This is a genomic window from Pseudonocardia sp. NPDC049154 (assembly GCF_040648315.1).
Taxonomy (GTDB): Bacteria; Actinomycetota; Actinomycetes; order Mycobacteriales; family Pseudonocardiaceae; genus Pseudonocardia.
In genome coordinates this window covers 82,964-105,860 of record NZ_JBEZDN010000004.1, presented here as the reverse complement: position 1 = coordinate 105,860, position 22,897 = coordinate 82,964, and the positions used below count along the sequence as shown (strand labels likewise).

23 protein-coding genes are annotated in these 22,897 nt (G+C 75.0%); 16 read left to right on the top strand and 7 right to left on the bottom strand.

Annotated elements, in window-relative coordinates; translation table 11 throughout:
- Window positions 1-86 precede the first annotated feature (86 nt).
- A complete protein-coding gene (locus AB0B41_RS04135; protein WP_358198732.1) occupies window positions 87-1,262 on the bottom strand; it encodes an ArsA family ATPase in 1,176 nt (391 codons plus the stop codon).
- The gene (locus tag AB0B41_RS04130; RefSeq protein WP_358198730.1) at window positions 1,259-2,263 is read right to left on the bottom strand and encodes an ArsA-related P-loop ATPase; all 1,005 of its coding nucleotides are present in this window, start codon (window positions 2,261-2,263) and stop codon (window positions 1,259-1,261) included. Before AB0B41_RS04130 ends, AB0B41_RS04135 begins: the two co-directional genes overlap by 4 nt.
- A gap of 155 nt (window positions 2,264-2,418) precedes the next feature.
- Between AB0B41_RS04130 and AB0B41_RS04125 the strand changes: the two genes are divergently transcribed.
- Genes AB0B41_RS04125 through AB0B41_RS04110 form a run of 4 tightly spaced genes read left to right on the top strand, consistent with a single transcriptional unit; the run spans window position 2,419 to window position 8,381 of the window.
- Window positions 2,419-2,595 (top strand): DUF4177 domain-containing protein, encoded by a 177-nt coding sequence (locus AB0B41_RS04125; protein ID WP_197040498.1) that lies wholly within the window; start codon window positions 2,419-2,421, stop codon window positions 2,593-2,595.
- Window positions 2,592-3,050 carry a RidA family protein gene (locus tag AB0B41_RS04120; protein WP_358198728.1) on the top strand — a complete coding sequence of 153 codons (459 nt, stop codon included), beginning with the start codon at window positions 2,592-2,594 and terminating at the stop codon, window positions 3,048-3,050. The genes AB0B41_RS04125 and AB0B41_RS04120 overlap by 4 nt, the downstream gene beginning before the upstream one ends.
- The gene (locus tag AB0B41_RS04115) at window positions 3,050-3,646 is read left to right on the top strand and encodes a hypothetical protein (protein ID WP_358198726.1); all 597 of its coding nucleotides are present in this window, start codon (window positions 3,050-3,052) and stop codon (window positions 3,644-3,646) included. The genes AB0B41_RS04120 and AB0B41_RS04115 overlap by 1 nt, the downstream gene beginning before the upstream one ends.
- A 19-nt stretch (window positions 3,647-3,665) precedes the next feature.
- Window positions 3,666-8,381: a hypothetical protein gene (locus tag AB0B41_RS04110; RefSeq protein WP_358198724.1), complete on the top strand. Its 4,716-nt coding sequence runs from the start codon at window positions 3,666-3,668 to the stop codon at window positions 8,379-8,381.
- A gap of 192 nt (window positions 8,382-8,573) precedes the next feature.
- On the opposite strand, the gene AB0B41_RS04105 is transcribed toward AB0B41_RS04110, so the two are convergent.
- Window positions 8,574-9,467, bottom strand: a complete 894-nt coding sequence (locus AB0B41_RS04105; protein WP_358198722.1) for a Gfo/Idh/MocA family oxidoreductase — start codon at window positions 9,465-9,467, stop codon at window positions 8,574-8,576.
- A 242-nt stretch (window positions 9,468-9,709) separates the two neighbouring features.
- On the opposite strand from AB0B41_RS04105, the gene AB0B41_RS04100 reads away from it, so the two are divergent.
- Both AB0B41_RS04100 and AB0B41_RS04095 read left to right on the top strand, forming a co-directional pair.
- Window positions 9,710-10,546: an NUDIX hydrolase gene (locus AB0B41_RS04100; RefSeq protein WP_358198721.1), complete on the top strand. Its 837-nt coding sequence runs from the start codon at window positions 9,710-9,712 to the stop codon at window positions 10,544-10,546.
- Window positions 10,543-11,334, top strand: coding sequence for an MBL fold metallo-hydrolase (locus AB0B41_RS04095; protein ID WP_358198719.1), 792 nt, complete (start codon window positions 10,543-10,545; stop codon window positions 11,332-11,334). The genes AB0B41_RS04100 and AB0B41_RS04095 overlap by 4 nt, the downstream gene beginning before the upstream one ends.
- On the opposite strand, the gene AB0B41_RS04090 is transcribed toward AB0B41_RS04095, so the two are convergent.
- From AB0B41_RS04090 to AB0B41_RS04080, 3 genes are all read right to left on the bottom strand, one after another.
- Window positions 11,323-12,537, bottom strand: coding sequence for an MFS transporter (locus tag AB0B41_RS04090; RefSeq protein WP_358198716.1), 1,215 nt, complete (start codon window positions 12,535-12,537; stop codon window positions 11,323-11,325). The two genes, AB0B41_RS04095 and AB0B41_RS04090, sit on opposite strands and share 12 nt — an antisense overlap.
- A gap of 79 nt (window positions 12,538-12,616) precedes the next feature.
- The gene (locus AB0B41_RS04085; protein ID WP_232873804.1) at window positions 12,617-13,291 is read right to left on the bottom strand and encodes a Crp/Fnr family transcriptional regulator; all 675 of its coding nucleotides are present in this window, start codon (window positions 13,289-13,291) and stop codon (window positions 12,617-12,619) included.
- Between the two features lie 186 nt (window positions 13,292-13,477).
- Complete coding sequence (locus AB0B41_RS04080; RefSeq protein ID WP_037041896.1) at window positions 13,478-13,726, bottom strand: hypothetical protein; 249 nt, start codon at window positions 13,724-13,726, stop codon at window positions 13,478-13,480.
- A gap of 202 nt (window positions 13,727-13,928) precedes the next feature.
- Between AB0B41_RS04080 and nth the strand changes: the two genes are divergently transcribed.
- The 5 genes from nth to AB0B41_RS04055 are packed head-to-tail and all read left to right on the top strand — an operon-like array spanning window position 13,929 to window position 17,693.
- Entirely contained in the window at window positions 13,929-14,678 is a 750-nt protein-coding gene (nth, locus tag AB0B41_RS04075) for an endonuclease III (RefSeq protein WP_358198878.1), read from the top strand.
- Between the two features lie 7 nt (window positions 14,679-14,685).
- Window positions 14,686-15,339, top strand: coding sequence for a TlpA disulfide reductase family protein (locus AB0B41_RS04070; RefSeq protein WP_358198714.1), 654 nt, complete (start codon window positions 14,686-14,688; stop codon window positions 15,337-15,339).
- On the top strand, window positions 15,336-16,058 hold the full coding sequence (locus AB0B41_RS04065; RefSeq protein WP_358198712.1) for a CoA pyrophosphatase: 723 nt from the start codon (window positions 15,336-15,338) through the stop codon (window positions 16,056-16,058). Before AB0B41_RS04070 ends, AB0B41_RS04065 begins: the two co-directional genes overlap by 4 nt.
- Window positions 16,059-16,080: 22 nt before the next feature.
- A complete protein-coding gene (locus tag AB0B41_RS04060; protein ID WP_358198710.1) occupies window positions 16,081-17,277 on the top strand; it encodes a MarP family serine protease in 1,197 nt (398 codons plus the stop codon).
- Window positions 17,274-17,693 carry a PaaI family thioesterase gene (locus AB0B41_RS04055; protein ID WP_358198708.1) on the top strand — a complete coding sequence of 140 codons (420 nt, stop codon included), beginning with the start codon at window positions 17,274-17,276 and terminating at the stop codon, window positions 17,691-17,693. The genes AB0B41_RS04060 and AB0B41_RS04055 overlap by 4 nt, the downstream gene beginning before the upstream one ends.
- On the opposite strand, the gene AB0B41_RS04050 is transcribed toward AB0B41_RS04055, so the two are convergent.
- Complete coding sequence (locus AB0B41_RS04050; RefSeq protein WP_358198705.1) at window positions 17,677-18,957, bottom strand: adenylosuccinate synthase; 1,281 nt, start codon at window positions 18,955-18,957, stop codon at window positions 17,677-17,679. The genes AB0B41_RS04055 and AB0B41_RS04050 overlap by 17 nt on opposite strands.
- A 44-nt stretch (window positions 18,958-19,001) precedes the next feature.
- Between AB0B41_RS04050 and AB0B41_RS04045 the strand changes: the two genes are divergently transcribed.
- The 5 genes from AB0B41_RS04045 (at window position 19,002) to AB0B41_RS04025 (ending at window position 22,887) form a co-directional block, all read left to right on the top strand.
- Window positions 19,002-19,688: a hypothetical protein gene (locus tag AB0B41_RS04045; protein ID WP_358198703.1), complete on the top strand. Its 687-nt coding sequence runs from the start codon at window positions 19,002-19,004 to the stop codon at window positions 19,686-19,688.
- Between the two features lie 82 nt (window positions 19,689-19,770).
- Window positions 19,771-20,073 (top strand): urease subunit gamma, encoded by a 303-nt coding sequence (locus AB0B41_RS04040; protein WP_358198701.1) that lies wholly within the window; start codon window positions 19,771-19,773, stop codon window positions 20,071-20,073.
- A complete protein-coding gene (locus AB0B41_RS04035) occupies window positions 20,073-20,447 on the top strand; it encodes an urease subunit beta (RefSeq protein ID WP_358198698.1) in 375 nt (124 codons plus the stop codon). Before AB0B41_RS04040 ends, AB0B41_RS04035 begins: the two co-directional genes overlap by 1 nt.
- Window positions 20,444-22,144, top strand: a complete 1,701-nt coding sequence (locus AB0B41_RS04030; protein WP_358198696.1) for an urease subunit alpha — start codon at window positions 20,444-20,446, stop codon at window positions 22,142-22,144. Before AB0B41_RS04035 ends, AB0B41_RS04030 begins: the two co-directional genes overlap by 4 nt.
- Window positions 22,144-22,887, top strand: a complete 744-nt coding sequence (locus tag AB0B41_RS04025) for an urease accessory UreF family protein (protein WP_358198694.1) — start codon at window positions 22,144-22,146, stop codon at window positions 22,885-22,887. Before AB0B41_RS04030 ends, AB0B41_RS04025 begins: the two co-directional genes overlap by 1 nt.
- The last annotated feature ends 10 nt before the right edge of the window (window positions 22,888-22,897 follow it).

Below are 22,897 nucleotides of genomic sequence, written 5' to 3'. Positions count from 1 at the left end.
CCTCCCCCCCGCCCTCGGCCGGTCGGCGGGTGCCCCCCGCTTGTTGTTGTTCTTAGCCCACGGGCCCTATACCCCCACTCACGGGGTCACCTGAGCTGGTGCACCGTGCCGGCGGAGGTGGGCGGGAGCTCGTCCTCCGCGGCCAGTCGCTCGCCGACCTCGCGCAGGCCCTCGAGGTCGCTGATGTCGCCGGCGACCGCGGGCACCCGCACGACCGGGACGGTCGGGTGGGCACCGGAGAAGCGGGCGAGCAGGCGCTCCTCGCGCTCGGCGAGGTCCACCCGGTCCGCATGCAGCCGCAGCACCGCGCCGGCCAGTCGGGACGAGCCGGCGTTCTCCGCGGCGGTGCGTGCCCGGGCGGCCGACAACGGCGCCAGTACCGGGTGGGTCCGGTTGAGGAGGAGCCCGGCCAGCGGCATCTCCTCGCCCGCCAGCCGGTCGACGAAGTAGGCGGCCTCCCGCAGGGCGTCGGGCTCGGGGGCGGCGACGACCACGAACGACGTGCCGGGCGAGCGCAGCAGCTCGTAGGTCTTCGTCGCTCGCTCGCGGAACCCGCCGAACATGGTGTCGAAGGCCTGCACGAACGCCGAGGCGTCGGCCAGCAGCTGGCCGCCCAGGATCGTCGAGACGGCCTTCGCGAACAGCCCGAACCCCGCCCCGACGATCTTCCGCAGGCCCCGGCCGCCGGCCCGCGCCGGCGAGCTGAGCAGCCGGATCATGCGGCCGTCGAGGAAGGTCGACATGCGCTGCGGGGCGTCGAGGAAGTCCAGCGCCGACCGCGAGGGCGGGGTGTCGACCACGATCAGGTCCCACTCGCCGCGGGCGCAGAGCTGCCCCAGCTTCTCCATCGCCATGTACTCCTGCGTGCCGGAGAACGAGCTGGCGATCGTCTGGTAGAAGGGATTCGCGATGATCTTCTCGGCCCGGTCCGCGGTCGAGTGCGCGTACACCATCTCGTCGAAGGTGCGGCGCATGTCGAGCATCATCGCCTGCAGCGAGCCGCCCTTCGCGGAGCCGTCGAGGCCCGGGACGGTGCCCGGCTCGTTGCTCAGCTCGTCCAGCCCGAGGGCCTGGGCCAGCCGTTTCGCCGGGTCGATCGTGAGCACCACGACGGTGCGGCCGCGCTCGGCCGCGCGCAGGGCGAGGGCGGCGGCCGTGGTCGTCTTGCCGACGCCGCCGGAGCCGCAGCAGACGAGGATCCGGGTGTCCGGGTCGTCGATCAGGGCGTCGGCGTCGAGCACGGGCGGGGCGGCCGGGCTCATCGGCGCACCCCCTGCTCGCACAGGTGCTCGGCCAGCTCGTAGAGCGCGCCGAGATCGACCCCGCCGAGCAGCTGCGGCAGCTCCAGGCGCGCGATGTCCCCGCTCTCCCTGGTCAGCCGGTCCTCGGCGGCCGCCTCCGCGGCGACCCGGACGGCGTGCTCGACGGTCTCGGCCACCAGCCCGTCGATCACCTCCGGCGGGAGATCGAGGCCGGCGGTGGCGAGCCCGGTGCGGACGCGCCCGGCGTCGACCCGGCCGTGCGCGGCCGAGGCCACCGAGCGGTCCGGCAGCCACTGCTCCCGCACCCGGTTGACGACGATCGAGCCGACCCGCAGGTCCGCGGCCCGCAGCTCACGCACGGCGTCGAGCGTCTCGGTCACCGGCAGGTCCTCCAACAGCGTGACCAGGTGGACCATCGTGCGGTCCGAGTGCAGCAGCTCGACCACGCCCTCGGCCTGGCTGTGGATGGGACCGGTGCGGGCGAGCTCGGCCATCGCGCGGGTGACGTCGAGGAACGTCACCAGGCGGCCGGTGGGCGGGGCGTCGAGCACGACGGCGTCGTAGACCGGCTTCCCGTTCTCCCGTCGCGAGACCGTCTCCTTGACCTTGCCGGTGAGCAGCACGTCCCGCAGGCCCGGCGCGAGGGTGGTGGCGAACTCGACCGCGCCCATCCGGCGCAGGGTCCGGCCGGCCACGCCCAGCTTGTAGAACATCTCGAAGTACTCGAGCAGCGCGGCCTCGGCGTCGACGGCGAGCGCGCGGACCTCGCCGCCGCCCGGCGCAACGGCGATCCGGCGCTCCTCGTAGGGCAGCGGGGCGGTGTCGAAGACCTGGGCGATGCCCTGCCGGCCCTCGACCTCCACGAGCAGGGTCCGGCGGCCGCGCGAGGCGAGCGCCAGGGCGAGCGCCGCCGCGACCGTCGTCTTCCCCGTCCCGCCCTTGCCCGAGACCACGTGCAGTCGGGCCGCCCACGGATCGGCGGCCCCGGCGGATGACGTCACGCCACCAGCGTACGGAGCGGTGCGGCGAGCGGCCCGTTCGACCGGACCGGTCTCCGTGCCCGCTTCCCGCCGATCCGTCCGGGGACGCCCGCTCGTCGCAGACCGGGCCGTCCGACCCGCTACCGGGTGACGGCGCCGGGCTACAGTCCCGGCCCATGACCTCCCCGGCCGTCACCAGGTGGGAATACCTGAACGCCCCGCTGCTGATCCACAACACCAAGGCGATCCTCGACAACTTCGGCCGGGACGGCTGGGAGCTGGTCTCGGTCGTCCCCGGTGCCACGCCGGAGAACCTGATCGCGTTCTTCAAGCGCCCGGTGCAGCAGTCGTGACCACTCCCACACAGCGGCTGGCCGAGCTGGGTCTCGAGCTGCCGACCGTGGCCGCGCCCGCCGGCTCGTACATCCCGGCCAAGGCCTCGGGCTCGCTCGTCTTCACCGCCGGCCAGGTGCCCTTCGTCGACGGCAAGCTCCCGCAGACCGGCAAGGTCGGCGCCGAGGTCACCGCCGAGGAGGCGAAGGACCTCGCCCGGATCTGCGCGCTGAACGCGCTCGCCGCCGTCGACGCGCTCGTCGGGCTGGACAACGTCAAGGGCGTGGTCAAGGTCGTCGGGTTCGTGGCGTCCGCCCCCGGGTTCGGCGGGCAGCCGGGCGTGGTCAACGGCGCGTCGGACCTGCTCGCCGCGGTGTTCGGCGACTCGGGTGCGCACGCCCGGTCCGCCGTCGGCGTCGCCGAGCTGCCGATCGGCGCCCCGGTGGAGGTCGAGCTGATCGTCGAGGTCGCGTAGTGGAGGCGGCAGCGGCCCACGAGCTGCTCGTCCGGCTCGCCGGACGGCTGCCCGACGACGTCCTCTGGCGGCTGCGGGACTGGCTCGCCGCCGGTGCCGCGGCGCCGGTCGGTGCGCTGCTGCCGCGCGCCCTGCTGCGCAACCGCGTCGGGATCACCGACGCCGAACGCACCCTGCTCGCCGCCACGGCGGGCGAGAACCGCCTGGTCGACGCCGTCCTCCCGCTGCACACGCCGGACGCTCCCCATCCGGCGTTCGCGGCGGGCCCGGAACTGCCCGATCTCGCCGTGCTGGGCGCGCTGGCCGTCGTCGCCGGGCACCGGGGCACGCAGGAGCTGCGGCACGCGCGGCGCGGCCGGCACGGCGAACAACGGGTGCTCCTCGTCCTGGGCGCCGAGCGCGCCTGGGAGCTGACCGGCACCCTGCAACGGCTGCTGCGGGTGCACGGCGACCGGACGCCGTGCGTCGAGGTGCTCCCCGACGGGCTGGAGCCGCCCGTCTACCACCAGGCCGCCATCGTCGGGTCCCGCCCCGTGTGGGTGCGGCCCGGCGCCGAGACCGAGTCCGCGACGCCGGCGACCTCCGGCGCGAGCTGACCGAAAGAAGGAGGGCCCGATGACGGCCCCACCTGCCCCGAGCACGCACCACCTGCTGCTGGCCCTGGCCGGCCGCGTCGACGACGACCTGCTGGCCACCGCCCGCGAGCTCGTCGCGATCGGCGAGGAGCCGCAGGCGCTGGAGATCCTCGTCGCGACCCTGGTCGCCGACCGCACCGCGCTCCCCGCCCCGCTGCGGTCCGAGGTCGTGGAGCTGTCGCGCCGACGCGCGGTCGAGTTCGACGTCGACGGCCTCCTCGCCCCCGGCGTCGGCTCGCTCGACGGCACCCGGCACGTCTTCGGCGCCGGGCCGGCCGGCGCGGACGAGCGGCTCGCGGAGCTGATCACCTCCCCGCCCCCCGGCTCGACGGTGCGGGTGACGTGGCGGTTGACGCCCGCGGGTGCCGCGCCGGGGCCGGTGCCGCACCCGGTGGTGCTGGTGGAGCTGTCCGGGCCGGGGATCGCGCCCGAGGTCGTGTCGTACCGGCTCGGGGCGCACCTGACGCGGTCCGGCCTGCCGGCGTCGGTGGAGGCGTACACGCCCGCCGACGCGCTCCCGGCGTACCAGCGTGCGGCGCTGGAGCGGGCGCGGGAGATCGGTGGGGGGCGGGTCGGTGGGCCGGTTCCCTTCGGCGGTGCTGCGGCTCCGTTCGGGGCCGGTCATGGGGCGGCTCACGGGGTGCCGGGTCAGGGGGCGGCAGCTCACGGGGCCGGTCGCAGCGGGAGCGGGCCGGCTGTTCACGGCGGCTCGGGGCCGTGCGGTGAGTCCGCTGCTCGGGGCGGCGGTGTGGCTGCTCACGGCGGAGCAGCCGCCCATAGCGGAGCGCCTGCTCACGGCGGAGCACCTGCTCACGGCGGTGCGGCCGCCCAAAGCGGTGCGGCTGCCCAGGGCGGTGCGGCTGCCGGGGCCGAGGACGGCGCTCACCGCAGTGCGGGTGCCGTCGACGAGGCGGGCGTCCAGCACGGTGCCGGCGTCGGGATCGGTGGTCGGCGGGCAACGGGTGACCTCGCTGTGCCCGCGAAATCGGCTCCTGCGGGCGCTTCGGGTGGATCCCGCTTCGACGGCTCTGCGGCCGGCGGCCCCGCGACCGGCTCAGGTTCCGCGGCGGAGCTCGGCACGGCCACGGCGCTCGGTGCGGCAGGCGGCTCTGCGGCCGCGAGCTTCACAACAGCCGACGAGGCCCCGGAGGTCGCCCCGAACGGGGAAGAGCCGGCGGGCCGTCCCGACGAGGCTCGGCCGACGCACGGTCCGGCGGAGCACGGCCCTCGGCCGTCGCCGTCGCCCCGGCCCGTGTCCGCGGGTCCGGGCACCCTCCCGCCCGTGCCGCGCCCCGTCCTCGGTCAGCCGATGACGACCGCGCAGCCGCCGGCCGCGTTCCAGCCGCTGCGCCCACGCCCGGAAGCCGCCGAGGGCGCGGTCGCCGACGAGCCGGCGCGCCTCCCCGACGCCCCGGCGGAGCGCCCCGGGCCGCGTCCGGTGCCGAGCCCCGGGCCCCGGCCTCACGGCCTCCGACCCGGCGCCGTCGAGCGGGCCGGTCCGCAGGACGAGCCGCGGACCACCCCCTTCGAGCGCACCCGGGCGCCCGGGTCCCGCCGGTCCGGCCCCACGCTCAGCGTGGTGCCGCCCGCGCCGGGGCACGAGCCGCCGAGCGGGCCGCGCCAGGCGCCCGTCACGCGTCCGACGCCGGTCGTGCGCGCCGACGAGGAGTCGCTCCCGACCCCGGTCGAGCCCTGGCCGGCGTCCCGCGGGGAGGAGACCGAGGAGGCGGACCCGCCCGTCCTCGCGTCGATGCGGGACCCGCTGAGCGGTCCGCTGCGCGAGCCGTTGCTCGACGCCCAGCTCGACCGCGCCGAGACCGGCCCCGTGCCGATCGTCGGCCTCACCCCGCCGCAGGGCTCGCCCGTCGACGAGGACACCGCCGAGGCGGAGTCCGACGCCGCCGGGCCGTCGGAAACCCCGGCCCCCGCTCCGACGACCGGGCGGCGCCGCCGCGCCGAGGAGCCCCGGCGGGAGCCGGCGGCGGAGTGGACGCGCGACTGGACCTCCGGTGCCTGGGCCATGCCGACCACCGAGCGTCGCCCCGCCTCCGACCATCCGGCCGCCGGCCGGGCCGTCGCGGGCCACGATGCGGGCCGCACCGCACCGCTCGGGGCGGCCTCGCACGGGTCCGCGGAGACGGACACCACCGACCCGACGGGTCCGGCACAGGACCCGTCGGACCTGCCCGTTTCGCTCGACGACGCGAACGCTGTCGCCTCTGCGGCCGACCGCCCGGCGAGCAGCTCCGACGAGCTCGACCGGACGGTCGACACACCCGGGTTCGGTGTGCACTCGACCCTGCCCAAGCCGCTGAGCAGCGGAAACGGCGCACCCGGGGCCGTCTGCTCGCAGGGCGAGCACCGCACGAGCGAGGCGACCGCGAGCCCCGACGGAACCCGGCACGATGCGCGTGATGCCGACTCGCCCTCCGGCGGCTCTGCGAACGGTGGAGGCCGGCGCCGCGCCGATGCGTCCGCCCGCGCGGGCACCCCGTTCGGCGCGCCGACGGGCTCCGGGGGACGTCGACGTGCCGATCGCACGGCCAGCGCGGCGGACTCTCCGGACTTGGGCGACGACTCGCTCCCCGACAGCCCCCTCCGGATCGACCCGCTCGACCCGCTCGGCGGGGCGAGCAGGGTCTTCGGCCGGGACGACCGCGGCGCGACCGATCGGCCGCCTGCCGGCCGCGAGGCCGCCGACCGTTCGAGCACCCCGTCCAAGACCGGCGACTCGTCGGATCGCGTCGACGAGGCGCTGCGCTCCGCGGACGCGGGCGCCCCCGACCCGTCCCCGCGCGCGGCGGCTTCCGACCCGTCCGCCAGCGACGGCCTTTCCCGCCCGCTCCCCGAGGCTGACGCGCCCGGCGCGCACCCGGACGAGGACACCTCCGGCTCCCGCGCGACCGGCGACCTCGGCTCGCCGCTCGCTCGCGAGGCCCCCGACTCGAACCGGGCCGGAGACGTCTCCAGGTCGGGCTCCACCGGCCTCTTCGGCTCGCCTCTCACCGGCGAGGCAACCGACCCGAACCGGGGCGGGGACACCTCCGGATCGCGCTCCACCGGCAGGTTCGGGTCGCCCCTCGCCGGAGAGGCCCCCGACCCGGACCGGGGCGAGGACACTCTCAGCTCACGCCCGAGCAGCGTCTCCGGCTCGCCCCTCGCCGCTGAGGCCGCCGGATCCAATCAGGGCGGGGTCACCTCCGCCTCGAGCCCGCGTGACCCCTCCGGCCCGCACCTCGGCAGCACAACCGGACCGACCCAGGGCGGCGAGCCCTCCGACTCGCGCCCGACCGGCGCCTTCGGCATGCCCTTCACCGAAGAGGGCCCCGGCCGGAACCGAGGTGGGGACACCTCCGCCTCGAGCCTGCACCTCGGCAGCGCAACCGACCCGACCCAGGGCGGCGCCCCCTACGGCTCACGCCCGGCCGGCGTCGCCGACTCGCCCCTCAAGGGCGAGCTCCCCGGCCCGGACCGGGCCGGGGAAACCCCCGGTTCGCGCCCGACCGGCGTCTTCGACTCGCCCCTCGCCGGCGAGGCCACCGGACCGGACCGGGGCGGGGACACCTCTGCCTCGAGCCCGAGCGACCCCTCGAGCCCGCACCTCGGCAGCGCGAGCGGGCCCGACCGGGGCGGAGACATCCTCGGCTCGCGCCCGACCGGAATCGCCGGTTCGCCCCTCGACGGCGAGAACCCGAGCCCGGGCCGGGGCGGAGCCACCGCCGCGCGTCCGACGGGCACCTCCGGTTCGCCCCTCGAGAGACCCTCCGCGGGCCGCGATGTCGCCGGCTCGCACACCGACGCCACCACCGCCTCGCACTCGAGCGACACGGTGGCGTCGCGCTCGGGCGATACCGCCGGCCCAGCGGATCGGCACCTGGGCGACGCGACCTCCGACGCGCACTCAGGCGCCTCCTCCGCGGACCTGAGCAGCGACGCCCCGGGCTTCCCGCCGAGCGGCGACGCTTCCGGCTCGCGCGCAGAGACGCATGGCTCCCGGTCGGACGGTCCCCTCGAACCAGCCGGGTCCGGCTCTCCCGGCGACCGCCTCGGCTCGCTGCCGGGCGACGGAGCGTCGGACAGCCGGGACACGGGCTCCGGCATCACCGCGACCGGCGACACCCCGGATGACGCCGAGGGCGACGACGCCCCCACCGGGCGCCGCGCGGCCAGGGACGGGGTCCCGACGATCCGTCCGGTGCCTGGTGGCCGTCGTCGCGCCCGGCATCGTCCGGACGACGCGGAGCCCGACCCGTGGGGTTTCGCGACCGACGCCGAGCCCGCGGCGCCCCCGGCTGCTGCGGAGTCCGCGCCGCAGCCCGACGAGGGCCCGCAGGACCGATCGGACGGGCTGCCGCCGCCCCGGCCGGTGCCGCGGACGATCCCGCGCATCCGGCGCACCTCCGAGCAGCCCGTCAGCGGGCTCTTCGGTCCCGGCGAGGTGCCGCCCAGCCGGCCGGACGATCCCTTCGGCACCGGTCCGGGCCCGGCGCGGACCGACGACGAGCCGCACGCCGACGCCGGCCCGGCGCCCGACGAGGCTGTGGAGCAAGAGCCCTCGTCGGAGTCGTACTCCTCGCTCTCCAGCCGCGAGCAGGACCTGCTGCGGCTGCTCCAGCAGGAGCTGGCGGTGCGGGAGTCCGCGCCCGAGCGTCGCAACGGCTCCGGCCCCTACGGCCCGCCGGACCTCGCAGGCTGATCAACAGTGGCGCACGCGTCGAACGGGACGTGAGGGCTGTTTCCGAACCCGAGAACAGCCCTCAGGTCCCGCTCGAACGGGGGTACCGCCAGCCCGCGCTGCCTCAGCAGTAGCGGCCCGACCCTCCCGAGCGAGTTCTGAAGCCCGCTGACAGCGCTGAGAGCTGGTTCGTGTGCAGCTCTCACGTCCCACCTACCCCCGCGCCAGCTCCTCCGCCCGCGCCAGCACCCGCTGCACGTGGAGGCTGCGGGCGGCGGAGTGCGGGCCGTCGACGAGGCCGCCGGCGACCGCGTCGAGCAGCTCGTCGAGGAGGACGGCGTAGGAGGCGGTGGCGTCGGCGGGGCGGTCGGTGAGCACGTGCCGCCCGACCGACCCGAAGGCCGTCACCTCCATCTCGGTGGGGTCGATCGGCAGCGCGAGCGAGAGCATCAGGGTGCTGCGGGCGCCGCCGACGTGCCGCAGGCCGACCTGCCAGAGGTCCGGTGCGCTCGAGTGGGCGAACTCGACGTCGACGACCTCGCCGAGCGCGGCGTCGAGCAGGTCGACCATGTGTGGGCCGATGTCGAGCAGCGCGCCCCGTTCGGCCCGCCACGCCGACGCCGAGTACGGCCCGCCGAGCAGCGCCCCGGAGAGCCAGCGGGCGGTGGCGGTGGTGTCGGCGTCGGCGGGACCGGCCGGGATCCCGGCGAGCCAGGCGCGGACCGGCGGGTGGAAGCGCAGGGTGAACACGGTCGTCGAGCAGACACCGGCCTCGGCGATCGCGGCCGCGGCGCGCTCGGCGGCGGGCAGTGTGTCGGCGAGCGGCTTGTCCAGGATCAGGTGCTTCCCCAGGGCCGCGGCCGAGGGCACCAGCGCGCCCTGCACCGCGGGCGGCACGGCGAAGGCGACGGCGTCGACGGCCTCGAACAGCTCCTCGACCTCGGCGAACGGCGTGCCGCCGTGCAGCGCGGTGATCTCCCGGGCCGGCTCGGGCCGCCGGGTCCAGACGCCCGCGAGCTCCACCCCGGGATGGGCGGCGAGGGCGGGGGCGTGCACGGAGCGGGCCCACGGCCCACCCCCGACGAGTCCGACGCGCAGCTGGTCCACGGCCCCATCCTGCCCGCTCGCCCCGGCGGACCCCCGCCACGCACCCCGCTCCGAGCGCGCTACGGATCCACAACGCGAGCAGAACACCACCTCCAGCGCGCTACGGATCCACAACGCGAGCGAAACACCACCTCCAGCGCGCTATGGATCCATGACGCAGCCCGGTCGATCGGTACCGCGATCAGGGGGGCGTGGCCATCTTCACGACCGTCCCCCGGGGGGCGCCGGGTTAAGGTCCGATCGTGAGCGTCGCCGGTGACAACACGACCGAGAGCGCCGCGCAGCCGAAGCCGGCCGCGACGGTGCTGCTGCTGCGCGACGACCCGGCACCCCCGCCCGGTCGCGCCCCCCTGCAGGTCTTCCTACAGCGCAGGGTGAAGCAGATGGCCTTCGCGGGCGGCATGACCGTGTTCCCGGGCGGCAGCGTCGACCCCTCCGACGTGCCGGACGCCGAGCGCTGGGCCGGCCCCGACCCCACCGAGTGGGCCGAGCTGATCGGCGTGACACCGGAGGTCGCGGGGCAGGCCGTGTCCGCGGCCGTGCGCGAGGTGTTCGAGGAGACCGGCGTGCTGCTGGCGGGCCCGCCCGGCGGCGAGCCCGGCTCCCTCACCGCCCAGGCTCCGCTGTGGCGCAAGCAGCTCACCGAGCACACGCTCTCGTTGGCCCAGGTGCTGGTCGACTCCGGCTACGTGCTGCGCTCGGACCTGCTGCGGACCTGGGCGCACTGGGTCACGCCGCCGCAGGAGGGCCGGCGCTACGACACGATCTTCTTCGTCGCGGGCATGCCGGCCGGTCAGGAGGCCGATGCGCACACGACCGAGGCCGTCGAAGCGACCTGGTGGTACCCCGAGGAGGCGTTGGCGGCGTTCGACGCCGGCGAGATGACGTTGATGCCGCCGACCCTGCTCTCGCTGCGGGACCTGTCCGCCTTCTCGACGACGGCCGAGGCGCTGGCCGGGTGCGCGGGCCGGGACATGACCCCGGTGCACCCCAAGTTCCGCAAGGACGACGCGGGCGTCCGCTACGTCATCCTCCCCGACGGCTCCGAGCACCGCTTCGCGCCCGCGCGGTCGGCGTGACCGCTCCCGCCTACGGCGTCCTGCGGGAGGTCACGCCGCTCGTCTCGGTGCTGCTGCAGAACAACCCCGGCCCGATGACGCTGGAGGGCACCAACACCTGGGTGCTGCGGGCGCCCGGGGTGGAGGAGTGCATCGTCGTCGACCCCGGGGAGGCCGACGACGAGGAACACCTCGAGCGGCTCACGGCGCAAGGCCCCGTGGCCCGGATCCTGCTGACCCACCGGCACCACGACCACTGTGGCGCGGCCCGCCGGCTCGCCGAGCTCACGAAGGCGCCGGTGCAGGCCCTGGACCCGAGCCTCGTGCTGGGGTCCGAGGCCCTGGCCGACGGCGACGTGGTGGCCGCGGCGGGCCTGGAGCTGCGGGTGGTCGCGACGCCCGGGCACACGTCGGACTCGACGTCGTTCCTGGTGGAGGGCCCGGGCGACGGGCCGCCGCCGCTGCTGGCCGGCGACATGATCCTCGGCCACGGCACCACCGTGATCGCGCACCCGGACGGTGCGCTCGCTCCGTACCTCTCCTCGCTCGACTGGTATGCGGACCTGCCGCCCGGCACCACCGTGCTGACCGGCCACGGCCCCGAGCTGCCCGACGCCGCGACCGTCGCGACGTACTACCGCGAGCACCGCCACCAGCGGCTCGACCAGGTCCGCGAGGCCCTGCGCACGCTGCCGGGGGACGCGACGCCCCGGCAGGTGGTCGAGGTCGTGTACGCCGACGTCGACCAGCGGCTGTGGGACGCCGCGGAGCTCTCGGTGAAGGCCCAGCTGGACTACCTACGCGGCTGAGGGCGTGCCCTCGATGGTCCGGCGCCGGGCCCAGAGCACCGCGCCGACGAGCAGGCCGGCCACACCGCCGGTCAGGAAGGCCCCGGAGGCCCCGGCCGCCTCGACCACCACCCCGGCCAGGGACTGACCGACGGCGGCGCCGACGGTGATCGCCGTGACCACCCAGCCGAACGCCTCGGTGGCCGCGCCACTCGGCGCCACCACCTCCACGATGAGCGAGTGCCCCGTGGTCTGCGGCGTGATCAGCCCGCCGGCGGCCAGCATCGCGATCACCAGAAGCACGAGCGAACCCGCCGCGCCCGCGAGCCACATGGCCAGCACGAGCACGCCGAACCCGGCGACCAGCACCGGCATCCGCAGGTGCAGCGCGCGGGGCCACGGCCGGATCCCGTAGAGCACCCCGACCAGCACGGACGTGACCGACCAGGCCGACAGCAACGCGCCGCCCAGCCACGGCTCGCCGAGTCCCGTGGCGACCGCGGGCACCCCGACCTCGACGGCGCCGACGACGAGCCCGAAGCCCAGCCCGGCCAGCGCGATCGTCCGCATGCCGGGGCTCGCGATCGCGCCCCACAGCGTCGCCCCGGTCGATGGGAGCGGCCGGCTGCCCCGCACGGGGCCGCTCAGCGCGAACCCCACCGTCCCGACGACGGTGGCGACCACGGCCACCGCCGTGCCGGTCCCGGGCCAGGGTGTGGAGGCCAGCAGCGCGGCCACACCCGGTCCGAGGATGAAGAAGACCTCGAGGCTGATCGCCTCGTAGCTGTACGCCGCCTCGCGCCGCGCCCCGGACGGCACCAGCCGCTCCCACAGCGCCCGGGAGGCGCCGGGCATGGCCGGCATGACCAGCCCGGTGAACAGGGCGACCGCGACGACGACGGGCAGCGCGACCCGCGTCTCGACGGCCGCGACGAGCCCGCCGGCGCCCAGCGCGAACAGGGTGGCGACGGCCAGCAGCACGCCCGAGGGCCCGCGCCGGTCCATCAGCCGGCCCTGCAGCACCGAACCGAGTGCGACCCCGACCAGTGAGCCCGCCGAGACGGCGCCGGCCACCGCGAACGACCCCGACTCGCGCTGCACGTAGAGCAGCGTGGCGAAGCTGAACATGGCGACCGGGAACCGCCCCACCGCGGAGGTGAGGACGGGCACGGTCGCGCCGGGAGCGGTGACGGCGGCGCGGTAGTCGGCGAGCGAGACGGACACGCCGTCGAGGATCGCACGGTCTGGTACGGCCGTACCAGTTATCTGCCGCACGCCACCACGAGGGTGGCGCGGAGGGTTTCTACCGGGCCCGGCGCGCGAGCCGCTCGGGCTCCAGGATCAGCACGCTCTTGCCCTCGAGCCGCAGCCAGCCGCGGTGCGCGAAGTCCGCCAGCGCCTTGTTGACCGTCTCGCGGGAGGCGCCGACCAGCTGCGCGATCTCCTCCTGGGTCAGGTCGTGCGTGACGCGGAGCAGGCCGGACTCCTGCGACCCGAACTGGCGGGCCAGCTGCAGCAGCGACTTGGCGACGCGGCCGGGCACGTCCGTGAAGATCAGGTCCGCCAGCATGTTGTTGGTGCGGCGCAGCCGGCGGGCCAGCACGCGCAGCAGCTGCTCGGCGATCTCCGGGCGCTTGCCGATCCACTCGCGCAGCGCGGCCCGGTCCATCGTGTAGGCCCGGACCTCGGTCACCGAGGTGGCGGACGAGGTGCGGGGGCCCGGGTCGAAGATCGACAGCTCGCCGAACATGTCCGACGGGCCGGCGACCATCAGCAGGTTCTCCCGGCCGTCGGGGGACTTCCGGCCGATCTTCACCTTGCCGCTGGCGATGATGTAGAGCCGGTCGCCCGGTTCGCCCTCACTGAAGATGACGTGCCCACGCGGGAACTCCACGGGCTCCAGGGTCTGGGCCAGCACCTCGGCGGCGTGCGGCTCCACACCCTGGAAGATCCCAGCCCGGATCAGAACATCGTCCACAACACCTGCTCCTCGTCCACATCCACCGCAGCCACGCGGCGGATCATCGGCGCGCCAGTCTAGGGGGTCGCTCCGCACAGTGTGACGAGACGCCGTGTGAACACCATGCCCGGATTGGGGTACCCGGGCACCGCGGACCGACCCGTTCGGCCCCCCTTCCCGGCCGACCCTCACGGGCCGAACGGGCTACGAGGAGACTTTACTCCGGCGTGTCCCGCGCCTCCCGCCCCGGTTGCGCAGGCGGAAGAGCTCCAGTGCGCGGACGGTGCCCTGGCGGAACAACGCGCGCACCTCGTCGGGGCGGGGACGCTCGAGCAGCTCGTCGAGCTCGTCCTGCCGCACGGTGGACTCCCGCATCCTGGACTCGACACGCTCCATACCGAGCGCGAAGAACATCACCAGGAGCGGCACGAGGACGGCTAACCAGGCAGTCATGTCACGGTCGATGATGGCCTACCCCCGGCGTCCCAGCCCGACCGGGTCCCCCGCGTGTCGGGATCGATGCGCGATCGAGACCCGTCACCTGCAGCGACGTGGCGTCACCCTGCGTACCGCGCCCGAGGTTGTCGGTGGGTCGCCGTAGTCTCGCCGTGTGACCACCACACTCCGGCGTCCCACCAGCCGTGAGGTCGCGAAGCTGTCCGCACGGATCGCCGCCGGCGAGAGCGGGATCGGCCGCGCCCGGCGGGTCGGCCGAATCCTGCGGGCGCTCGCCGTCGCGTATCCCGACGCGCACTGCGAGCTGGACTTCACGAACCCGCTCGAGCTCGCCGTCGCCACGATCCTGTCCGCGCAGTCGACCGACAAGAAGGTCAACGAAATCAGCCCGGCGCTGTTCGCGCGCTACCGCACCGCGGCGGACTACGCCGGCGCCGACCGCACCGAGCTGGAGGAGTACGTCCGGCAGACCGGCTTCTACCGCAACAAGGCGAACGCGCTGATGGGCCTGGGCGCCGCCCTCGTCGAGCGGTTCGACGGCGAGGTCCCGGGGAACCTGGACGATCTCGTCACCCTGCCGGGAATCGGCCGGAAGACCGCGAACGTCATCCTGGGCAACGCGTTCGGCGTCCCCGGCATCACCGTGGACACCCACTTCGGCCGGCTCGTGCGCCGCTGGGGCTGGACCGCCGAGGAGGACCCGGTCAAGGTCGAGCACGAGGTCGGCGACCTGGTCCCGAAGAAGGACTGGACCATGGCGTCGCACTACGTGATCTTCCACGGGCGCCGGGTCTGCCACGCCAAGAAGCCGGCCTGCGGCGCGTGCACGCTGGCGATGGACTGCCCGTCGTTCGGCCTCGGTCCCACCGACCCGGTCGCGGCGGCGAAGCTGGTCAAGGGGCCGGAGGCGCCGCACCTGCTGCAGCTGGCGGGGCTGGGCGGGGAATGAGCCCCCGATGAGCACCGGACCCCGGGCCGTCCTGCGGCGGCACCGGTCCGAGCTGGTCAGCACCCTGGTCGTGGTGGTGCTGGTGGTGATCGGGGTCGTCGCGCTGTGGCCGCGCGATCCGGCCCCGTCCGGCGGCACGTCCGGTGCCGCCGCGACCACCACGGCCGCGCCCGATCCCGCCCGGCTCGCCGACCTGCGTGCGCGGGCGGACCTGCCGCCCTGCCCCTCGGGCACGGGCGGGGCGGGCCCGCTCGCCGGGATCGTCGCCCCCTGCCTGGCCGACGGCACGCCGGTCGACGTCGGGGGCGCGCTCGCCGGCCGTCCGGCGCTGGTCAACGTGTGGGCCTCGTGGTGCGCCCCGTGCCGCGAGGAGCTGCCCGCGCTCGCCGGGTACGCCGCCCGCCCCGGCGCGGTGCCCGTGCTGCTCGTCGACATCCAGGACACGGACGGGGCCGCGCTCGCGCTGCTGGCCGAGATCGGCGTCCGGCTCCCGTCGGTCACCGATCCCGACGGCGCGATGCGGGCCGCCCTGGCCGTGCCGCCGGCCATCCCGGCCAGCTACGTCGTGCGGGCGGACGGCTCGGTGGCACGTGTCGACCCGCCCGTCCCCTTCGGGTCGGCCGACGAGGTGGCGGCCGCGGTGGGCAAGCTGTCCCCATGACCGACGTGCACCCGGAGGCGGCGCCCGCCTTCCTGGAGCCGCTGCTGGGCTCGCTCGACAGCGTCGAGGCCTACGACCTCGCCCCCCACCGCGTCCCGCCGCCCGCGGGCGGCCCGAGGGCGGCCGTGCTGATGCTCTTCGGCGAGAGCCTGCAGGGGCCGGACGTGCTGCTCGTCGAGCGCGCCTCCACGCTGCGCAACCACGCCGGCCAGGTGGCGTTCCCCGGCGGCCGGATCGACCCCGGCGACGCCGGTCCGCTCGGCGCCGCGCTGCGCGAGGCCGAGGAGGAGACCGGGCTGGACCCCGCGGGCGTCGTCCCGCTGGCGCTGCTGCCCGAGCTGTTCATTCCGCCGTCGGGCTTCGTGGTGACCCCGGTGCTGGGGTACTGGGCCGAGCCGAGCGCGGTGCACGCCGTGGACCCGGCCGAGACCGCCGCCGTCGTGCGGGTGCCGGTGGCCGACCTCGTCGACCCGGCCAACCGCATCACCGTGCACCACCCCAGCGGGCACCGCGGCCCGGCCTTCCTGGTGGCGGGGGTGCTCGTGTGGGGTTTCACCGGGGGCCTATTGTCCGGCCTGTTGGATCGCGCGGGATGGGCGCATCCCTGGGACGAGTCCCGGGTCGTGGACCTGGGCGCGGCGTGGTCGGCAGCTCGCTCGGCACGCGGTGGCGACCGGAACGGACGCCGACACGGCGGGCAGGAGGCTGCGGGCACGTGAGGCGGATCCTCGAGGGGACTCGATGAGCTGGGTGGACGTCGCGGTCGTCGTCCTGGCCCTGATCGCGGCGGTGTCCGGGTGGCGGCACGGGATGGCGGTCGCGCTGCTGTCCTTCGTCGGCGTGCTCGGCGGCGCGATCATCGGCGTCCGCGTGGCCCCACTGCTGGTCGCGGACATCCAGGCGCAGACCACGCGGATCATCGTGAGCATCGTGGTGGTCGTGCTGCTGGTCGCGCTCGGCGAGACCCTCGGCGTCTACCTGGGCCGCAAGATCCGCGACCGGATCCGCGGCGAGCGCTTCCTCGCCGTCGACTCCACGCTGGGCGCGATCGTCCAGGCCGTCACGGTGGTGATCGCCGCCTGGCTGGTGGCGCTGCCGCTGGCATCGGCGAGCTTCCCCGGCCTGGCCGCCAGCGTCCGCCAGTCCGAGGTGCTCAAGGGCGTCGACTCGGTGATGCCGGACCAGGCCCGCTCGCTGCCCGCCGAGCTGCGCACGCTCCTGGACCGCTCCGGCTTCCCGGACGTGCTGAGCCCGTTCCAGGCCACCCCGATCCAGCAGGTCGGCCCGCCGGACCCGGCGCTGCTCAACCTGCCGATCGTCTCCGAGGTGCGCGGCAGCGTGCTCAAGGTGCACGGCCGGGCGCCGTCCTGCCAGCGCCAGCTGGAGGGCACCGGCTTCGTGGTGGCGCCGCAGCGGGTCATGACGAACGCCCACGTCGTCGCCGGGACCACGGACACCACGGTCGAGGTCCCGACGTCGTCGAACCGCATCCGCCAGCTCGACGCCCGGGTGGTCAGCTACGACCCGGAGATCGACGTCGCGGTGCTGGCCGTGCCGGACCTGGAGGCCGACCCGCTGAGCTTCGCGCAGGCGCCGGCCACCCCGGGGGACGACGCGATCATCCTCGGCTACCCGCTCGACGGCCCGTACACGATCTCGGCCGGCAAGGTCCGCGACCGCATCCAGCTGCGCGGCCCGGACATCTACGACGCCAACACCGTGACGCGGGACGTGTACACCGTGCGCGCCAAGGTCCAGTCCGGGAACTCCGGCGGCCCGATGATCGCGCCGGACGGGCAGGTCCTGGGCGTGGTGTTCGGCGCCGCGCTCGACGACTCGGAGACCGGCTTCGTGCTCACGGCGCAGCAGGTGACGCGGGCGCTCGGGAACGCGCCGGGGCTCACCCGCTCCGTCGACACCGGCTCCTGCGCGGCATGACCGGCACGAACGGGGTACCGGAGGGGTTCGTGCCGCTGCCGACGTCGGCCTTCGTCGAGCACGTCGGCGGGCTCTACCACGCGCCCGACGCGCCGGAGCACACGTTCGGCATGCGGGTCGGGCCGGAGCACGCGAACGTCCGCGGCCGGGCCCACGGCGGGTTTCTGGCGACCGCGGTCGACGTTGCCACCTCCCGCGGCGCCCGCGCCGCGATGGGCGACGGCTCCGGGGTCAGCACCGTCACGATGACGATGGACTACCTCGCGCCGGTCGACGTGGGCGAGTGGATCCAGCTGGTCACGACGGTGGACCGGGTCGGCGGGCGGACCGTGTTCGCCACGTGCCGGGTCACCGCGGGCGACCGGCTGGTCGCCCGCGGCTCGGTGGTCCTGGCGCGGATCAGACCTCGCGCGTGATCGTCTGGTCCCGGCCGGGCCCGACGCCGATGGCCGAGACCGGCGCGCCGGTGAGCTCCTCGATGCGGTGCACGTAGTCGCGCGCGGCGGCCGGCAGGTCGTCGAACTCCCGCACGCCCGAGATGTCCTCGAACCAGCCCGGCAGCTCCTCGTACACCGGCACGGCGTGGTGGATGTCCGTCTGGGTCATCGGCATGTCGTCGACGCGCTTGCCGTCGACCTCGTAGGCCACGCAGATCGGCACCCTCTCGAGCGAGGAGAGCACGTCGAGCTTGGTGAGGAAGAAGTCCGTGATGCCGTTGACGCGCTGGGCGTAGCGGCCGATCACGGCGTCGAACCAGCCGCAGCGCCGCGGGCGGCCGGTGGTCACGCCGACCTCGCCGCCGGTCTTGCGCAGGTACTCGCCCGAGGCGTCGAACAGCTCGGTCGGGAAGGGGCCGGAGCCGACGCGCGTGGTGTACGCCTTGAGGATCCCGATGACCCGGTCGATCTTGTTCGGGCCGATGCCCGAGCCGACCGCGGCGCCGCCGGCGGTGGGGTTCGAGCTGGTCACGAAGGGGTAGGTGCCGTGGTCGACGTCGAGCAGCGTGCCCTGCGAGCCCTCGAGCAGGATCGTCTCGCCCGCCTCGAGGGCCTGGTTCAGCAGGAGCCGGGTGTCCGCGATCCGGTGCTTGAAGCCCTCGGCCTGCGCGAGCACGCCGTCGACGACCTCGGCCGGGTCCATCGCCCGCCGGTTGTAGACCTTGACCAGCACCTGGTTCTTGAAGTCGAGGGCCGCCTCGACCTTCTGGTGCAGGATCTTCTCGTCCAGCACGTCCGCCACCCGGACGCCGACGCGCGCCACCTTGTCCTGGTACGCGGGGCCGATGCCGCGGCCCGTGGTGCCGATCTTGGACTTGCCCAGGAAGCGCTCGGTCACCTTGTCGATGGCCACGTGGTACGGCATGATCAAGTGCGCGTCCGCGCTGATCATCAGGCCCGTGGTGTCCACCCCGCGGTTCTCCAGGCCCTTCAGCTCCTCGAGCAGCACGCCCGGGTCGACCACCACGCCGTTGCCGATCACGTTCTTGGCGCCCGGGGTGAGGATGCCCGAGGGGATCAGGTGCAGCGCGAAGTCCTGCCCGTCGGGCAGCACGACGGTGTGGCCGGCGTTGTTGCCGCCCTGGTAGCGCACCACCCACTGCACGGACCCGCCGAGCAGGTCCGTGGCCTTGCCCTTGCCCTCGTCGCCCCACTGGGCACCGATCAGCACGATCGCCGGCATGTGAAACTCCAGTCCTGGCTTGCGGCGGGAGGGTAACCGATCAGGTGGCTTCGATCGATCAGGAACTGGTGCTGCTGACCTGTGGCGACAGGCCGGTGCGCCGTTTCCCGTTCCACGGTAGCCGCCCCGCGGCGCGGCTCGGACGGGTGCCCGGCGTGCTCGCCCACGTCCCCGCCGTCGCGCTGCCGGCGCGGCCCGGCAAGGACGACGTGGATCCGGTGCTGAAGGAGCGCGAACCGCGCCGGGTGATCGTCCACGGCGACGACGCCGACCTCGCGTCCGTGCTGGTCAGGCTGCTGCGACGGGACCTGCTCCACGTCGAGGTGGCGTTCGTGCCCGCCGTGCGGCGCTCGGCCGTCGCGATGGCGTGGGAGCTGCCACGCGATGCGGCGGCCCTGGCCCTGGACGGCCCCGCCCGCCCCACGCCCCTGATCCGGGACGACGCCGGCGGCGTGCTCGTCGGCCGCGGGGTACTCCGGGACGTCGAGGGCGAGGCCTACTGCGACAACACCCTGGTGCTGCGCGGGCGGGTGCGCCGGCTCGTCGCGGTGCCCGGGCCCGGCGGGGTGTCCGCGCTGCCCGGCACGGGGGTGCGGGCGGCCACCGGACGGGCGCTGCAGATCGGCTCCACGGGTGCTCGCGTCGAGATCGAGGGCGTGCCGCACCCGCGGCGGGCGCCCCGCTGGACCTGGTACCGGCACACCGCGGACTGGCTGCTCGTGCGTCCCTGACCTGCGGTGATCCCAGACGGGGCGGCGCGGATATCTGTCACGCGAAACGGTGCGGAAACATCCGGGCCGTAGAACTGTCGCCATGCATCTGAGCCCCCAGGAGCGCGACAAGCTCCTCGTGCACGTCGCCGCGGACGTGGCGCGGGCGCGGCAGTCGCGCGGCCTGCGCCTGAACCACCCCGAGGCGGTGGCGTTGATCACCGATCACGTCCTGGAGGGCGCGCGGGACGGCCGGAGCGTGGTCGAGCTCATGGACTCGGGGCGCACCGTCCTGAGCCGCGAGCAGGTGCTCGCGGGCGTGCCCGAGATGATCGACTCGGTGCAGGTCGAGGCCACCTTCCCGGACGGCACCAAGCTCGTCACCGTCCACTCCCCGATCGTCTGATGGCGGGCGGGGCGACGTCCGGGGGCTGGGCCCCCGGCCAGATCATTCCGGGCGACGAGCCGGTGGAGCTGAACCCGGGGCGGGAGCGGACCACGCTCGTCGTCACGAACACCGGGGACCGGCCCGTGCAGGTCGGTTCGCACTTCCACTTCGCCGCGGTCAACCCCGGCCTGGCATTCGACCGCGAGGCGGCCTGGGGCACCCACCTCGACATCCCGGCGGGGACGAGCGTGCGGTTCGAGCCGGGCGTCGAGAAGGAGGTCGTGCTGGTGCCGCTGGCCGGGAAGCGGCAGGTCCCGGGCCTGCGCGCCGAGTACGCCGGTGAGCTGGACTCCCGCTCCGCGGAGCCCACCGAGAGGAACTACGGCGGATGACGAGCATCGAGCGCGGCCGCTACGCCGACCTCTTCGGCCCGACGACCGGGGACCGGATCCGGCTCGCCGACACGAACCTGCTGATCGAGGTCACCGAGGACCGCTCGCGCGGCGCCGCGTCGGGCGACGAGGTGCTCTTCGGCGGCGGCAAGGTGATCCGCGAGTCCATGGGGCAGTCCGCCGTCACCTCGGCCGAGGGCGCGCCGGACCTCGTCATCACCGGCGTCGTGATCCTCGACCACTGGGGCGTCGTCAAGGCGGACGTCGGGATCACGGACGGCCGGATCACCGGGATCGGCAAGGCCGGCAACCCGGACACGATGGACGGCGTCGACTTCGTGATCGGCCCGTCGACCGAGGTCCTCTCCGGCAACGGCAAGATCCTCACGGCGGGCGGCATCGACGCCCACGTCCACTTCATCACCCCCGGCCTGGTCGACACCGCGCTCGCCGCGGGCATCACCACGCTGGCCGGCGGCGGCACCGGACCGGCCGAGGGCACCAAGGCCACCACCGTCACGCCCGGCCCGCGGAACCTGAGGCGGATGCTGCAGGCGCTGGACCACCTGCCGATCAACGTGCTGCTCATGGGCAAGGGCAACACCACCAGCGCCGACGCGCTGTGGGAGCAGCTGCGCGCGGGTGCGGGCGGGTTCAAGCTGCACGAGGACTGGGGCACCACCCCTGCTGTGATCGACGCCTGCCTGCGGGTGTGCGAGGAGTCCGGCGTCCAGGCCGCCATCCACACCGACACGCTCAACGAGGCCGGCTTCCTCGAGTCGACGCTCGAGGCGATCGCCGGACGCTCGATCAACGCCTTCCACACCGAGGGCGCGGGCGGCGGGCACGCGCCGGACATCATCGAGGTGGTGGGGACGGGCCATGTGCTGCCGTCGTCGACCAACCCGACCCGGCCGCACACCGTCAACACGCTCGACGAGCACCTCGACATGCTGATGGTCTGCCACCACCTCAACTCCTCGGTGCCCGAGGACCTGGCCTTCGCCGAGAGCCGCATTAGGCCGACGACGATCGCCGCCGAGGACCTGCTGCACGACATGGGCGCCATCTCGATGATGAGCTCGGACTCGCAGGCGATGGGCCGGATCGGCGAGGTGATCATCCGGACCTGGCAGACGGCGCACGTGATGAAGGAGTCCCAGGGCGCACTCGAGGGGCCCGCGGACAACCTGCGCGCCCGGCGGTACGTCGCGAAGTACACGATCAACCCGGCACTGGCGCACGGCATGGCGTCGCAGATCGGGTCGGTCGAGGTCGGCAAGCTGGCGGACCTGGTGCTGTGGGAGCCGAAGTTCTTCGGCGTGCGGCCGGACGTCGTGCTCAAGGGCGGGTTCATCGCGTGGGCGCAGATGGGGGACGCGAACGCCTCCATCCCCACCCCGCAGCCGGTGTTCGCCCGCCCGCAGTTCGGGGCGGCGCCGCTGGTGGCGTCGGCGACCTCGCTGAACTTCGTGGCGTCCGTGGCGCTGGGGACCGGCGCGCTCGCCGGCCTGGCGAAGGGGGCCGTGGCGGTGGACGACACGCGGTCGATCACCAAGGCGTCCATGCTGCTCAACGACGCGACACCGGCGGTGAAGGTCGACCCGGACTCCTTCGAGGTCCGCATCGACGGGACGCTCGTGGAGCCCGCGCCGGTGTCCGAGCTGCCGATGGCGCAGCGGTACTTCCTGTTCTGATGCCGGGCCTCGCATCCCTCGTGCTCGCCGACGCCCGGTTCCCGGGCGGCGGGCACGTGCACTCCGGCGGGCTGGAGGAGGCGGTCTCCCGCGACCTGGTCTCGGACGTCCCGTCCCTGGAGGGGTTCCTCCTCGGGCGGCTGCGGACGGCCGGGCTGGTCGCGGCTGCCTTCGCCGCGGCCTCCGTACCCGTGAGTGCCTACTGCCCCTCTAGCAGCACTTCCCACTCACGACCCTCGCTGAGCTGCGACGACGCCGACGCGATCCGCGCACGGTTCACGGAGCTGGACGCGGAGCTGGAGGCCCGGACGCCGTCCGCGGCCCAGCGGGAGGCCTCCCGGGCGCAGGGTCGCGGAACGCTCCGGGCGGTCCGCGCCGCCTGGCCGTCGCCCGTGCTCGACGACCTCGTCGCCGTGCACCCGCGCCCCCACCATCCGCTGCTGGTCGGCGCGGTGTGCGGGGTCGCGGGGGAGCCGCCGGGGGAGGCCGCGCGGTGCGTCGCGTACCTGGCGATCTCCGGGCCCGCGTCGGCGGCGGTGCGGCTGCTCGGGCTGGACCCCTTCGCCGTCAACGCCGTGCTGGTCCGGCTCGGCCCCGCGCTGGAGGCCGTCGTCGCGGAGGCGGTGTCGGCGGCCGACGGTCCCCCGTCCGACCTGCCCGCGCCGAGCGCCCCCGTGCTCGACCTCATGGCGCAGGCCCACGTCGACCAGCACCGCGGACGCCTGCGGTTGTTCGCCTCCTGACCCCGATGAA

Coding starts and splice junctions, on each gene's coding strand:
- AB0B41_RS04055 (WP_358198708.1), top strand. CDS start 17,274: ATGACCGGCACGAACGGGGTACCGGAGGGGTTCGTGCCGCTGCCGACG.
- AB0B41_RS04025 (WP_358198694.1), top strand. CDS start 22,144: ATGCCGGGCCTCGCATCCCTCGTGCTCGCCGACGCCCGGTTCCCGGGC.
- AB0B41_RS04065 (WP_358198712.1), top strand. CDS start 15,336: ATGACCGACGTGCACCCGGAGGCGGCGCCCGCCTTCCTGGAGCCGCTG.
- AB0B41_RS04060 (WP_358198710.1), top strand. CDS start 16,081: ATGAGCTGGGTGGACGTCGCGGTCGTCGTCCTGGCCCTGATCGCGGCG.
- AB0B41_RS04070 (WP_358198714.1), top strand. CDS start 14,686: ATGAGCACCGGACCCCGGGCCGTCCTGCGGCGGCACCGGTCCGAGCTG.
- AB0B41_RS04050 (WP_358198705.1), bottom strand. CDS start 18,957: ATGCCGGCGATCGTGCTGATCGGTGCCCAGTGGGGCGACGAGGGCAAG.
- AB0B41_RS04110 (WP_358198724.1), top strand. CDS start 3,666: ATGACGGCCCCACCTGCCCCGAGCACGCACCACCTGCTGCTGGCCCTG.
- AB0B41_RS04030 (WP_358198696.1), top strand. CDS start 20,444: ATGACGAGCATCGAGCGCGGCCGCTACGCCGACCTCTTCGGCCCGACG.
- AB0B41_RS04040 (WP_358198701.1), top strand. CDS start 19,771: ATGCATCTGAGCCCCCAGGAGCGCGACAAGCTCCTCGTGCACGTCGCC.
- AB0B41_RS04035 (WP_358198698.1), top strand. CDS start 20,073: ATGGCGGGCGGGGCGACGTCCGGGGGCTGGGCCCCCGGCCAGATCATT.
- AB0B41_RS04125 (WP_197040498.1), top strand. CDS start 2,419: ATGACCTCCCCGGCCGTCACCAGGTGGGAATACCTGAACGCCCCGCTG.
- AB0B41_RS04135 (WP_358198732.1), bottom strand. CDS start 1,262: ATGAGCCCGGCCGCCCCGCCCGTGCTCGACGCCGACGCCCTGATCGAC.
- AB0B41_RS04080 (WP_037041896.1), bottom strand. CDS start 13,726: ATGACTGCCTGGTTAGCCGTCCTCGTGCCGCTCCTGGTGATGTTCTTC.